Raw genomic sequence first — 13,637 nt, 5'->3', positions numbered from 1 at the left:
GCCTATCCCTCCTATTTAAGCAGATCCGACAGGAACGCAAGCGCGAGGCCTTGGCCCCAGCCCTGAGTCCAGTCCTTGGGAATATGGCGGTACCCTTCACGGTCCTTCATGACAGCGGTGCCACCCGATACGTTCAATACACGTCCGTCTTCCGTGATGTTCTCCAGAATGCCTTTCAGGGCCTTTTGCACATATTTGGTATGCAGCGGATTGCCGTTATTCACCATGGCCGCCGCGATCCCGCAGGACGCCGACACCTCTTCATAGGACTCCTCATCGTCCAGCAGCGTGCGCCACAGGCCGTTCTCCGTCTGCACCAGCTTCAGCGCCGCCAGCTGATCCCGCAGCGAGCACTCCACATCCATACACTGCGGGTACAGATACCACTCCTTAAGCAGCGGCTTCACCTGCGACATGGTATAGGCTCCCCAGGCGTTCGCCCGGCCCCAGTACAGCCCGGACATATGGTCCTGCTTCACATGGTTATAGCCGTGGAACCAGAGGCCGGTGCTTGGGTCCTGCAAGTATTTGATATGCCAGTAATACTGGTTAAGCGCGTCCTGAATCAGCTCCTGATCCTCCAGCTTGCTGCCCACACGCAGCAGGAAGAACGCCGCCATGAACAGCGTATCCGCCCAGGCCTGCTCCGGGAAGTCATTGGATACCGAGACCGTATGCTGCAGCACCTGATCCCCGAACCGCAGCGCGCTCCCCCGGATATAGCCGATTTTACTCAACACAATATCCCAGTACTTCTGGTCCCCCGTCTCCTCATACAACGTGATCAGCATATGGCCCATCGCACAGGTGTTGACCGTAAAGGCGGGCAGTCCCAGCTCAATATATTCATCTACCCACTTCACCAGCTGGTCCAGGTAGTCCTGATTCCCCGTGGTCTGGTAGGCTCTGGACACCCCGTAATACGCAACGCCGCATGGCCACTCCCACGTTAAATCCATCGCCAGTGTCTTCCTGGCAACCTTATCGATTACGCTTAAGATTTCTTCCCGGTTATATTGAACTTGAAGCATGTGTATTCCCCTCTCCTGTTCCTTGCGTCTCTTGAAGGCAGCTATCATCCGTCCATCCGCTTGCAAGCGCTTTACAGAATCTATTGTAAGCAGTAAAATGTTCTACATCTAAGCACATTCACATCAAAACTGCGCAGTTTCGACCCTTTATTCTTCATTCCTATTCTAACGCAAGAAGGACAGGAGCTGCTGAAGATGCCCAGAAAAAAGAAACCCGTCATTGAGTACCGCCACTATAGCCTGCCGATCCATTTCCCGGTCCTGCTGCTCAGCGGCGAACGCTGGAAGATCTCCGATATCAAGAGCGAGCATCTGCATTTCCACAACCATCTGGAGATCGGGATCTGCTATTCAGATAGCGGGATCATGGAGATTAAGGGCGAGAACGTGCCTTTTGCCGCCGGAGATGTAACCTTCCTGCCGCGGTATCTGCCCCACACGACGTACAGTTCTCCGGGAGAGGCCAGTCTGTGGTCCTATTTGTTTTTCTCGCCGGAGGATCTGTTTCAGCATTCCTTCAAGAGCGCCTACGCCGGCTTCGAGCCGAATCTCTGGGCAGTGCAGGGCAGCAATTGTATCCTAAGCAGGGACAAGCACCCCCTCGTCTATACGCTGGCTACCTCCATCGTCCTCGAATTGCAGCAGCAGAAGCCTTACTATCAGGAGAGTGCGTACGGCTTATTGCTGTCCCTGTACATTGAGCTGCTCCGCATTCATTCTACGAACGAAGCCTTGAGCGGGCAGGAGGCCGGGCATAGCCTGAAGGGCGATTTCGTGATCTCCCCTGCGCTGGAGTATATCACCAGGAACTATATGACGCCGATGACCATTAATGATCTGGCCGAGCTATGCCACTTAAGCACCACCCACTTCCGCCGCAAATTCCATGACATTATGGGCACCGCCCCCCTCGATTTCCTGAGCAGCACCCGCATTGAGGAAGCCTGCAAGCAGCTGAAGAGCACCGAGGATTCGATTCTGGAGATCTCGGAGAAGGTCGGCTTTCACTCGATCTCCAGCTTCAACCGCTGCTTCTCCAAGCTGATGGGCGTCTCCCCCAAGGAATGGCGCAAGGGTGCGCAGTCTGAGGCACAATCGGCGAAGGCGAGTATTCTGGAGTTCACGGGGTGGGTGTGAGTTCAGGTTATTTTCTTGCCAGCGCTACTCTTCGAATACTCTCTTGGGTCCAGGGAGGAGCCAGGGGATGGCTTCAGGATCTCATCACAGGTCAGCCAATGGACGGCTTCCACTTCATCAGGACTCCGGTTAGTTGCTGTACCACTCTCATATTCACATAGGAACACCATATTGATGACATGGCGACCATCCTCAGTTACGAAGGAGGAGCTATACACAAAAGTAACCGCATCCTTGATCATGATGCCCACCTCCTCCTCGCATTCGCGCTTCACCGTCCGTTCGAGGATTTCGAGCGTGTTGCCCTCCATATCCACTTTTCCCCCTACAAGAGCCAGAGTCCCTCCTGCATGCTCTTCTTTGGTACTCCGTGTAATCACAAGCCACTTATCTTCCTTACAGATTGCTGCTTCTACGTTAACAATGAACATGCCACCATGACCCTCTCCTGAAAATTCTGTTATAGCCAATTATAGCAAATACCAGACCTTATCTAGCAAGCACCAAGCTTCCAATCTCCCGGGTAACCAGCAAGTGGACAAATGTATCTTAATTTATCGATTTCCGGGGATTGTACGCAAACAGGTGGAAAAACAGCAGCTAATTCTTGGGATTGTGCCAATTTCGCTGAATAGTGATCCATTAAGTATCCTTTATCCAACTGCTGTCCCTTTAGGACTCATCCGTTCTGCAGCAAGTGTATAAAATCCAACTGCTTCCGCCCGCCATCCTGCTATCTCCCTCACCACAGGTTATCCAAGGTCCAGATCGAGCCTTATCCTAATTTGCTATACGCCAAACCCTAAACTTCATCGGTCAAAAAAAAAGCGAATTCAGCACAATGTCTGAATCCGCTTTTTCTGATTCGAATATCTTAGTCTAATCCGTTAGTCAATCAGCTTCGACTTCTGGAGCAGACGCTGAATCAGCACCGCCACTTCTGCGCGGGTGACGTTAGCCTGTGCCTCCAGCTTATTGCCGCCGCGGCCGGTGATTAAGCCGGCGGAGGCTGCGAGCGCCAGGCTGTCCTTCGCCCAGGCTCCCGTGCGGCTTGCATCCGTGAAGCCTGCAAGCACGCCTGCGGTGTTCACTGTGCCGGTCTGTTCTGCGAGACCGGTCAGCTTCATCGCCTTAGCGATGATGTTCATGGCCTGCTCGCGTGTGATCCGGTCTCCGGGACGGAAGGTTCCGTCCTCGAAGCCGTTGATCAGACCCGCCTCGGATGCTGTTCCGACTGCTGCTGCATACCAGCTACTCGCCGGAACATCTGCGAATTTCGCAGTTCCCTCTCCAAGCTTCAGCCCCAGACCGCGTACGATGATCGCTGCGAATTCTGCACGGGTAATGTCCGCGTTCGGGTTGAACTTGGATGCGTTCACCCCGTTAATGACCAGACGGGAGCCCATGTCATTCACTGCATTCTTCGCCCAATGCTTCTCCACATCCGCGAATGTCTGCGGGTGCCAGACCACCGAATAGGTACTGTTCGTCAGACTGTTGATCTCTGCATAATATTTACCATCCTTCAGGATGATTCGGGTGGGTACATGACGCACCGTTCCATCCGGATCGACAACGATACCTGTTGTAAGCCGGGTAGGGTTAATCCCCTGCGGAAGCGCCAGGGTACGTGTTACATAAGCATTGAACCGGTTCAACTCTACTGTTGAGGTCCCGGAAGAAGCAGTAACTGTGAAATCCAGGGCTGGCGCTGCAAGGGTGAGGCCGCCTCTGCCTGCTGCAGCGCTAACCACCTGGTTCATGGCGGCCGAAGCATCACCAATGGTAATTCTCAGCGTTATGTCATCCAGCTTAGCCCCGTTACCTAATCTTGCGGCCAAGGCGCCAATGTTAATCTCGGATGCAGGCAACGTATAGCTTCCCTTGCTGGTCTGAAGCACCAGGGTGGCCGCCACATTCTCCATATTCTTGATCATCTGGCCGCTCAATTCTCCGACAATCACATTTGAATCCAGCATCATCGGAATAGTTACTACAGCCCCGTTCTCCTCAGCATCCAGCTTCGCCTGCAATCTGGCCGGATCTACCGCGATGGTCGTTGTTCTAACGTTACCGGAGGTCGTGGTCGTTGCTTTGCCCGCGTTCTCCTCCTTGCCGTTCACAAGGACAATCACATCGGTGACCGTACTGGCCGGATTCCCGGAAGGAGTCCCGCTGTTCGGGTTACTTCCGCTTCCCGGGCTGACTGGATCGGGAGTTGGTGTTACCGGAGTAGTCACCGCAACTACTGCCATGACGCTGCCGTATTTTACCACCCTGCCTTCCGCTTCTACCTCAGCAATCCCAAGCGTGTCACCATCGGCTGCCGGAATCAGCCCTTCACTGCCTACAAGCGTGTATCCGGTCAGGAGATCTCCCACATTCGGCACGATGATGCTGCCAGCACCAAAATTCTTATACAGCAGCTTATGCCCTTCAGCCGGTGCAGGCGTAACCTTGATTTGTGTATAGCCGTTACTCTCTGCTCCACCCGGATCACTGGCACTCACAGTCAAGTCCCCGGCAGGGATCAAGACATTCGTTGTAAAAGTCAGCGTAGCTGCCGGTCCTGCCGGAACTGATCCGCTGGCCGCAACCCGTACCTTCACAGTATGCTCGCCGCTGAGATCCGGCAGGTTGGTTCCGTCATATCGTACGAAGGGTCCCTCATCCACAGAGAAATCCATGGTGGTGTTCAGGCCCACTATCGTATTGTTCAGATCATCCGCTACCACTTCTGGAGCCGCCGGGATCACGGCATCTGAGTCATGCACGGTCACCTGAGCAATAGCAGAAGCAAAGTCCGTTGACGTAGCCTTCACCCGCACATAATACGTGCCTGGTGCAAGACCGGTAATCGTAGTGTCTGTAACTTCTGTCCAAGCCCCTGTGTTCCCCATCTGGTATTCCATCTGGGCGGTCAGATTCTGCAGTGTTCCGTCATTGGCCCCGTTATAGGTCACATCCGTGACACTCACTCCAACCGGAGCAGCCTGACGCGCGGGAACACTCAACACTTGCGCATCACTATCGGTAGTGGTTACCCCATTGCCTGTCTTCACGATATTCAGTGTGGTGCCCAGCCAGCTGCTGTCTAGCAGGAGCATTCCGTCCATAGTAGCCGTTACAGCCGTACCATTTACGGTGTATCCCCCTTCTGGAATCAGACCTGTCAATCGCTCAGCGTTAAAATCAATCACCACCGCAGGCGTCACTTCCGCCGCAGATGCAAAGGGGCTCACTGTCACTTCCACCGCAGCTGAGCTGAACGCCGTTGCTGTCGCCTTCGTGCGGACAACATACACGCCTGGCGCAAGACCTGTGACGCTAGTGCCTGGAACATCTGTCCATGCGTCTGCTGTACCTTGTCTATATTCCATGGCTGTAGTCACATTCGTGAGCGTGCCATCCTTCGCATGAATCGCCGTTTCGTCTGTTGAAGCTACACCCGCAGGCGCTGCCGGACGGGCAGGAATGGTCAGGATCTGCGCCGCACTGTCGATGGTTGTGGAGGCATTCCCCTGCTTCACCAGGCTCAGGGAGCTGCCCAGCCAAGTGCTATCCAGCGCCAGCTTGCCGTCTGCATCCGCTGTTAGGACCAACGAACCATTCAGTGTATACACGCCGTTTGCCGTCAGACCGCTCAGCTGCTCAGCTTCGTAGTCAATGACCGCTGCTGGTGTGGCTTCCAGAGTGGGTACGTAGGCATTCACCGTTACAGCTTGTGCTTCCGAGGCAAAAGCTGTAACCGTACCCTTCGTACGGACATAGTACGTATCCGGGGCCAACCCGCTTACTTCAGTGCCTGTGACATCTATCCATGCGCCTGCTGAACCTTTTTTATACTCCATGGCTGTTGTCACATTCGTAAGCGTACCGTTCTTCGCGTGAATCGCCGTCTCATCCGTTGCCGCTACTCCGGCAGGCGCTGCCGGACGGGCAGCAATCGTCAGGGTCTGCGCCGCACTATCTATAGTAGTTGACGCATTCCCCTGCTTCACTAGACTAAGGGAACTGCCCAGCCAAGCGCTATCCAGCGCCAGCTTACCGTCTGCATCTGCTGTTACGTTCAACGTACCGTTCAATGTATACGTACCGTTTGCCGTCAGACCGCTCAGCTGCTCAGCTTCGTAATCAATGACCGCTGCTGGTGTGGCTTCCGGTATCGCTACATACGCAACCACATTCACGCTGTGTGCTTCCGAGGCAAAAGCCGTCAAAGTCGCCTTGGTCTGGACGTAGTACGTGCCCGGAGCCAGCCCCGTCACCGTTGTACCTGTTACATCCGTCCATACGCCTGCGGCACCTTGCTTGTACTCCATGGCCGGAGTCATATTCGTAAGCGTACCGTTCTTCGCGTTAATCGCCGTCTCATTCGTTGCTGTTACTCCGGCAGGTGCTGCCGGACGAACAGGGATGGTCAAGGTCTGCGCCGCACTGTTAATCGTCGTGGACGCATTTCCCTGCTTCACAAGGCTCAGAGAGGTTCCGAGCCAAGCGCTATCCAGCGCCAGCTTGCCCGCCGCATCCGCCTGTATCGATAATGTGCCATTCACCGTATAGAGACCATTCGCCAGCAGACCGCTTAATTGCTCGGCCCCATAGTCAATCACCGCTGCCGGGGTTGTCTCTACTATTGGCACATACGCATTCACCGTAACCCTATACGCTTCCGAGGCAAAAGACGACGCCGTCAGTTTCACACGGACCTCATACATACCCGGAGCCAGTCCCGTCACAGATGTCCCAGTCACATCCGTCCATACTCCCCCGGTACTTAGCTTGTACTCCATTGCAGAAGTCACATTCGCAAGTGTTCCGTTGTCCGCATCTATCGCCAGTTCATCCGTTGCCGTCACACCAGCAGGTGTTGCCGGACGGGATGGAATGACCAGTACCTGCGCCGCACTGTCTACCGTTGTTGAAGCATTCCCCTGCTTCACAATACTCAGGGACTCTCCAAGCCAGCTCTGCTCCAGCGCAAGCGTACCATCCGCAGTCGCCGTTACCGATGTACCGTTTACGGTATACATACCATTCGCCGTCAGACCGCTCAGTTGCTCGGCCCCATAGTCAATCACCGCTGCCGGGGTAGCCTCTGCCGTTGGCACATACGCATTCACCGTTACACTATGCGCTTCCGATACAAAAGACGACGCCGTCAATTTCACACGGACCTCGTACGTACCCGGAGCCAGTCCCGTCACCGTTGTACCGGTCACATCCGTCCATACTCCACCGGTACTTGGCTTATACTCCATCGCTGAAGTCACATTCTCAAGTGTACCGTTGTCCGCATCTATCGCCAGTTCATCCGTTGCCGTCACACTTGTTGGCGCCGCGGGACGGGATGGAATGACCAGCACCTGCGCCGCACTGTCTACAGTTGTCGTAGAATTCCCCTGCTTCACAATACTCAGAGACTCACCCAGCCAGCTCTGCTCCAGCGCCAAGGTGCCAGCCGCAGTCGCGGTTACCGCCGTACCGTTCACAGTATACGTGCCATTCGCGCTCAGACCGCTTAGCTGCTCGGCTGCGTAGTCGATCACCGCTGCCGGGGTTGGCTCCAGCGCTGGCTTGAACAGCGATACGGTTGCCATCTGCGGCGAACCGCTAACTGAGTATCCGCTAGGCGAATTCACAGCCACGGATACATCACCCTCGCCAGTCACTGAAGTAAGCGCAAGGCTCCAAGCGGTCCCCGATCCGCTCAAGGACCCTTTTACCGCAGAGCCTGTGCCATCTGTAATAATGATATCGTCTGCCGTCAATCCAGTGATCGCAGCATCAAAGGTCAGGTCAATCTTCGTTGAAGTAGTGGTTCCCGGCACACCGTCCGCTACAGCCGATTGCAGCACAACCGGAGTTAAAGCTACTCTGTTGAACAGCTTGCCGGTAATTCTGAAATGAGTGGCATCTGTATTATCCGTTGTGATGAAAACAATCTTGTCGCCGAAGGCCGGATATACAGCGAACTTCGCATAATATTCCACATTGAAAATCCAGTTAACTGCATCGTAACCCTGAAATACAGCAGGAGCGGAATCCACCGGCTGATCCGTTGTATACAGCAGGGTCCCGTCATTGTCATAGTAATTCAGGTAAGCGTACTGGGTTCCCGACCACTCTGTGCCATAGTTATAGGCATCGTCAATGGCCTTATTCGACGCGGCATCCGTGCTTACCGTTACGAATCCCGGCAGTGCGCCTTTCTTATACACAGCGGCCGCTGCTTCGCCCAGAGAACCATTTACGTTAAATCCGCCTTGGCTTACACCTGCATTGTCATACAAGGAGACACTCGTGATTCCGGTTTGCCAGCTATACTGACTGAACATGAAATTCCCGTTGCTCAGCGTAGACAGATACAACTGCTTCTCATTCGTTCTCGCCCCAATATTAATAGTGGTTACGGGGGTTCCGCTGTTATTGAATAACCGCAGATAGATATTATCGTTCGGAGCCCCTGAATTGTAGGCCGCCATGTACACGCCGTCACCAGCAGCTACGTAGGACATGCTCGCATTGGCAGCTACCAGCAGAGTTTCGTTTGACACCGGTGCGCCCGCAGCAGTGAATACGCGGGTAACCGTGCTTACATTATCATTTCGTTGCCAGGAAAAAGCGATATTGCCGTTAGACAGCTCAGCCGCAGATATAAAACGCGTCAGCTGCGGCTGACTGGCCGCACTGAAGGTATTCAGCCGAGTCTGGCCAGTCACCTTCTGACCGTTCTTATCCAGCACCATGAAATAGGCATTGGGTGTACTCTCGGTAACTGTGCCCAGCTGCAGGTTGTACTCGCTGGAGTCGCTTTTACTGTACATAATCAGCAGATTGCCGTTATTGAGAGCAAGCATACTCACATACGTCATTTTGTAATAGGTGTCCATCAGGTTGCCCAGGTTAACGTCCGTGATAAGCGTTCCTGCGCTGTTATAGACCCTTAAGAAATTAGAGGCCGTGTAAGAATTCCCCTGATAGACGAATGAATTCAGCAGCACCGCCGTACTTCCATCCTGTAGGCCCTGCGCATCCGTAAGACTTTTACCCGCCGCATACGTAACCGGAGGCTCAATTACAAAATCAGCCGCTTCATTGAATGACGGCACCGCCGCATAGGCACGGAGTGACATCATGGGCAGCAGCCCGATCACCAATACCACAGCCAGCCCGATCTTCCCCAATTTCTTAAACATCGCTTTCCTCCTTGTCGAATGACCATTTCCATAATATTGATAACGCTTCCGCAAAACTCTGAACATGCTGCACACGCTCTGCACATGCCCGGCATTAGCAAGCATTAGTTTTCTATACTGGTTTATCGACATTTTTCGCGATTAAGTTAACTAATTCGACAAATTATTTTTAGTTTTTTCGCCAATAAATGTGTATTAAGTCCTTGCGTGATTTGAAATGACGCAAATACGCGCACCCCCCCCAAAAAAAGTGGGGCTTTAGCGTAGGTGATGACTCAGGTACTTGGCGGGGACCCCAAAACTTATAAATTCTATCAAAAAAGCCCGCTCTGTCGATTGCACAGAACGGACTGTTAAATAATCCTCTACATTTCTTCCACATACCGCTTGGCTTCGCCAAGGGGCATATCCGTATGCTGACGTACCAGCTTGATGGCCAGAATGAGCTGTCCCTCCTTTTTTAACTGCCGGACATGCTCCTGAACTTCCTCGGGAACGACCTTCAGTGAAGTGCTTGCAGCCTCCCGGCGCTTCAGCTCCGCAGCTACCCGCTGCTCCATATGCGGTGTCAACGTCTCGTCTACGGATGTGGAGGTGAGCGGCAGGCGCTCAGGTCCTTTGCCCCGGATCGCACTAAGCAGGGTGCCTATAATGGAGTAGAGCACCATATACTGGGCCAAGCGGTACAGGTATAACCATACGGTACTTAGGCGCGTAACCTCTCCGTCCAGCTTCAGAATGGTCACGTTATCTGTAATGGAGAACTGCCCCGGCGCATAATTAGTGACATACCGGTCCACCTGCAATTGCCCGAACGGCGAGATGATCCATTCTAGCGGCTTGTTATAGACCGGATTGCCCGCCGAGTCGATGAACATGCCGAAGAAGGAAAACAGCGCAATGATATAGACCAGCCCATTTGACCAGTTCCACCGTTTGCCGAACACCACCAGACTGAACACCACCAGCAAGATAACACTTCTCGCATAATCATTATGTAGGAATAACTTTAGAACAATAGGCCCTCCCCACCCGAACAACACTACCATAACGGCAGCGAATCCAAATACACCGAGCAGAATTTTAACATTTTTCATCACTTACTCCATTCTCCTTTCTTGCCTCCTATCCTATATTTACCCAGAATGAAGTCATTTGAGATTATTCTGTTTATAGTACATTATAGCTGTCAGCCCACATGTTATAATATGCAGTCTATGATCACCACAGGAAGGAGGATTACTTACTATGCAGGAATTGTTAGATATGAAGGAATTATTCAAGCAGATCATCAAGCAGGACGTCAAACCTTTTTTCTCCGCGCAGGGCTATCGTACAAAAGATCTGAATTTCACGAAGTCAGAGGATCAGCTTATCTATAACATCAATATTCAGAAATCGTCGGGCAATACCTGGGACAAGCTCAGCTTCTATGTGAACTGTACTATTCACTCTACAGAGCTTGCGCAGCTGCAGATAAGCCAGTCGTCCATCGTATCTGTGGCAGGGAGCTCCCACTTCACCTCACGGATCAGGGAGATAGTCCCCGCAGCCCCGGACCGCTATACCTTGACCAAAGAAGTAGATGTAGACAGCTTCACGGCAGAGCTTCTGCAGCACCTGGACCAGGCGCTTGCGTTCATGTATACCTTAACCGATGCCAGGAGCATCTTAGATTATTATATGGAGCGGACAGCGCTGCATCTAAGTGAAGAGACCTTCCGCTTCCTGCTGCGTGCAGGTGAAACAAAGACCGCAAAGCTTTACCTGAAGCAGCTTCAGGACGAATACGGGGCCGAGCCGCGCTGGACGATATGGGAGAAGAAGTATGCAGCCATTTGGTCGGAATACGGACTGGAGCTATAAACAGCTTCCGGTTTCAAGCGGCAAATCCGTATGCTGACTGATGAGCTTGATGGCAGAAATAAGCCGTCCTCTGAAACGTTAAACTATGCAATCTACTATCCACTCAAGCGAAGGAGGATTTACGATGCAGGAATTGTTAGATATGCAGGAATTGTTCAAGCAGATCATCAAGCAGGACGTCAAACCTTTTTTCTCCGCACAGGGCTACCGTACAAAGGATCTGAACTTCTACAAGACAGAGGGCCAATTCAGCTATAAAATCAATATCCAGAAATACAAGTACAATACATACAAGCAGCTCAGCTTCTATGTGAATTACAATCTTCATTCCGAAGAGCTTGCGCAGTATAGGCCTGCTAAGTCTCTGGGCTTGGCTCACTTCTATGCCCGGATCAACCAAATCGTCCCCGCCGCTCCGGAACGCTACTTCCTGACGCCGGAGGTAGATGTGGACAAGTTCACGGCAGACCTGCTGCTCCACTTGGATCAGGGTCTTCAATTCTTGTACACCTTAACAGATGCCAGGGCCATTATTGAATACTATATGCAGCGGACAGCACTGCATTTAAGTGAAGAGACCTTCGGGTTCCTGCTGGATACAGGGGAGACAGAGACTGCGGAGCAATACCTGAAGCAGCTCCAGGCGAAATACGGCGCCGAGAAGCGCTGGGCAATCTGGGAGCAGAAATATGCAGCGGTCTGGGAGAAATACGGAAGCTCTTCCTAGCGAAGGAGATTCTAGTCGCTTTTTCGACTACATTTCGCCTTCGCGGCGCACACGGTTCAATTGTAGTCGCTTTTCCGATTACATTTCGCCTACCCAGCGCACACGGTCCAATTGCGGTCGCTTTTCCGATTACATTTCGCCTACCCAGCGCACACGGTCCAATTGTGGTCGGTTTTCCGATTACATTTCGCCTACCCAGCGCACACGGTCCAATTGTGGTCGTTTTTCTGTGAAAATACGTTTGGTACAACCTGCGATAAACTCTTGCTACTCAATTTCATGGGCATAGGTTGGGCCGTGTGTCTCGTACCGGGCCTACACAAAAAGGGCTTCCCGTTCTCCTAAGGAGACATCGGGATAGCCCTTTTTCCAAAAAAACCTTCTATACAGATTAGGATAAGTTCTCTGTCAGCAGCGTGAAGCCTTCGATCACCGCATCCTCATCAATCTCAATCATGATGCAGCGCTTGCCCTGGTAGTTCACCTGCCGTACATATCTCAGGTCCTGCGGGCTGATCGTGATCGAAGCAACCTTCGTATCGATCTTGATCGACTTGGAGGTGAACTTGGGGATGACGCTGCTGGCCTTCATCTCATAGTGCTTATTGTCCACGATGGTCTCGAACGCGCGCTCCACCTTCTCCGCCGTCACATCCTCCACGCCGCTGGCCTTCAGCACACGCTCCACATCGCGGTAATCGAGTCTCGGCGGTTCTTCCTCCTCCGCGTTGTCCTCAATCACCTGATGAATCTCCTCGTACACCTGGGCAATCGTGGCCACATCGATCTGTTCGCCCGCCACTTCCTTCACTATATCTTCAAAAATAGACCGTTCCTCCAGCGCCGTCACCGACCGCTCCGCATTCAGCACCTGCTCGATGAACTGCGGGTTCGGATTATTCGCGCTTCCCGTGCAGTACAGCACACGATTGATATCCGAATAGTTGTCCGTCACACTCGGGTAGAAGAATCCTTGCTCCGGTGTGCTGAGCTTAATGATCGGATCAACCATGATATTGTATTTGAACTCCCGCTCCACATAATCGAATAAAAGCGTCTTGCGCTGCTGCTCTGTGGAATTCACGCTGCACAGAATGAATGGATGTGCGAAGACCTCGTCCTTCCCGGTCTCCTCAGCTTCGTCATTACGCGCCTTGGTCGGCCGGAAGTATTGCCCCCGTACGAAGGTGACCACTGCATCCTTCTCATACTTAGCATCCACCAGCATTTTGTCCACCAGCATGAGCATCAGGTCCTGCCACTCCTCCGGGTCACCGGTGATCAGCCCCTGGTGCAGCATCACCTGCGACGGCTCCTCCGCTTCCTCCAGGAACTTGAGCTCGAACAGCTTCTGATCCAGCTCGCCCGTCAGCAGCTTCCGGAAGTTACTCATATACAGCTCCTGCTTCTCGCGTTCCAGCATGGCGAACGGCTGGCGCTCGAAGTGGTAGATTTCGTTCGTTTCTTTCATAATATAGACATTCAGAATATCGTACAGATTCAGCTGATCATGGTCCATCTTGAACTGCTTGCGGATATGTGCGGCTTCTTTCTTGATCATGGTATGTGACACAGCTCCTATGAAATGAATTGGTCAGGCAATAGCTTCCTTAATTATAGCACGTACGTTCTCCATGCAGTTGAAAATTCCGATTCAGCCCCTCACCTCAATGGAGG

The 13,637-nt window shown here is 52.8% G+C and carries 7 protein-coding genes and 1 pseudogene; 3 read left to right on the top strand and 5 right to left on the bottom strand.

Annotated features, from left to right (window positions below; all coding sequences use genetic code 11):
* Positions 1 to 11: 11 nt before the first annotated feature.
* Entirely contained in the window at positions 12 to 1,031 is a 1,020-nt protein-coding gene (locus NSS83_RS23880; protein WP_341186942.1) for a glycoside hydrolase family 88 protein, read from the bottom strand.
* 195 nt (positions 1,032 to 1,226) lie between these two features.
* Between NSS83_RS23880 and NSS83_RS23875 the strand changes: the two genes are divergently transcribed.
* Positions 1,227 to 2,168, top strand: a complete 942-nt coding sequence (locus NSS83_RS23875; RefSeq protein WP_341346640.1) for an AraC family transcriptional regulator — start codon at positions 1,227 to 1,229, stop codon at positions 2,166 to 2,168.
* 7 nt (positions 2,169 to 2,175) lie between these two features.
* On the opposite strand, the pseudogene NSS83_RS23870 reads toward NSS83_RS23875, so the two are convergent.
* The 3 genes and pseudogenes from NSS83_RS23870 to NSS83_RS23860 all read right to left on the bottom strand — a co-directional run bounded on the left by NSS83_RS23870 (position 2,176) and on the right by NSS83_RS23860 (position 10,464).
* Positions 2,176 to 2,599: pseudogene (locus NSS83_RS23870) on the bottom strand (NUDIX domain-containing protein).
* A 456-nt stretch (positions 2,600 to 3,055) separates the two neighbouring features.
* Positions 3,056 to 9,367 (bottom strand): S-layer homology domain-containing protein, encoded by a 6,312-nt coding sequence (locus NSS83_RS23865; protein WP_341346639.1) that lies wholly within the window; start codon positions 9,365 to 9,367, stop codon positions 3,056 to 3,058.
* Between the two features lie 365 nt (positions 9,368 to 9,732).
* The gene (locus tag NSS83_RS23860; protein ID WP_341346638.1) at positions 9,733 to 10,464 is read right to left on the bottom strand and encodes a hypothetical protein; all 732 of its coding nucleotides are present in this window, start codon (positions 10,462 to 10,464) and stop codon (positions 9,733 to 9,735) included.
* A 151-nt stretch (positions 10,465 to 10,615) separates the two neighbouring features.
* On the opposite strand from NSS83_RS23860, the gene NSS83_RS23855 reads away from it, so the two are divergent.
* Together NSS83_RS23855 and NSS83_RS23850 are read left to right on the top strand one after the other, a co-directional pair.
* Positions 10,616 to 11,233 (top strand): DUF4304 domain-containing protein, encoded by a 618-nt coding sequence (locus NSS83_RS23855; RefSeq protein WP_341346637.1) that lies wholly within the window; start codon positions 10,616 to 10,618, stop codon positions 11,231 to 11,233.
* Between the two features lie 124 nt (positions 11,234 to 11,357).
* Positions 11,358 to 11,960, top strand: coding sequence for a DUF4304 domain-containing protein (locus tag NSS83_RS23850; RefSeq protein WP_341186937.1), 603 nt, complete (start codon positions 11,358 to 11,360; stop codon positions 11,958 to 11,960).
* Between the two features lie 391 nt (positions 11,961 to 12,351).
* On the opposite strand, the gene NSS83_RS23845 is transcribed toward NSS83_RS23850, so the two are convergent.
* A complete protein-coding gene (locus NSS83_RS23845) occupies positions 12,352 to 13,521 on the bottom strand; it encodes a DUF4317 domain-containing protein (protein ID WP_076158698.1) in 1,170 nt (389 codons plus the stop codon).
* Positions 13,522 to 13,637: the final 116 nt, after the last annotated feature.

The sequence above is a fragment of the Paenibacillus sp. FSL H3-0469 genome (assembly GCF_038051945.1).
Classification (GTDB): domain Bacteria; phylum Bacillota; class Bacilli; order Paenibacillales; family Paenibacillaceae; genus Paenibacillus_AQ.
Note: the sequence above shows the minus strand (reverse complement) of the source record. Positions and strands in the feature narration are given on the sequence as shown.

Coding starts and splice junctions, on each gene's coding strand:
- NSS83_RS23865 (WP_341346639.1), bottom strand. CDS start 9,367: ATGTTTAAGAAATTGGGGAAGATCGGGCTGGCTGTGGTATTGGTGATC.
- NSS83_RS23880 (WP_341186942.1), bottom strand. CDS start 1,031: ATGCTTCAAGTTCAATATAACCGGGAAGAAATCTTAAGCGTAATCGAT.
- NSS83_RS23875 (WP_341346640.1), top strand. CDS start 1,227: ATGCCCAGAAAAAAGAAACCCGTCATTGAGTACCGCCACTATAGCCTG.
- NSS83_RS23850 (WP_341186937.1), top strand. CDS start 11,358: ATGCAGGAATTGTTAGATATGCAGGAATTGTTCAAGCAGATCATCAAG.
- NSS83_RS23860 (WP_341346638.1), bottom strand. CDS start 10,464: ATGAAAAATGTTAAAATTCTGCTCGGTGTATTTGGATTCGCTGCCGTT.
- NSS83_RS23855 (WP_341346637.1), top strand. CDS start 10,616: ATGCAGGAATTGTTAGATATGAAGGAATTATTCAAGCAGATCATCAAG.
- NSS83_RS23845 (WP_076158698.1), bottom strand. CDS start 13,521: ATGATCAAGAAAGAAGCCGCACATATCCGCAAGCAGTTCAAGATGGAC.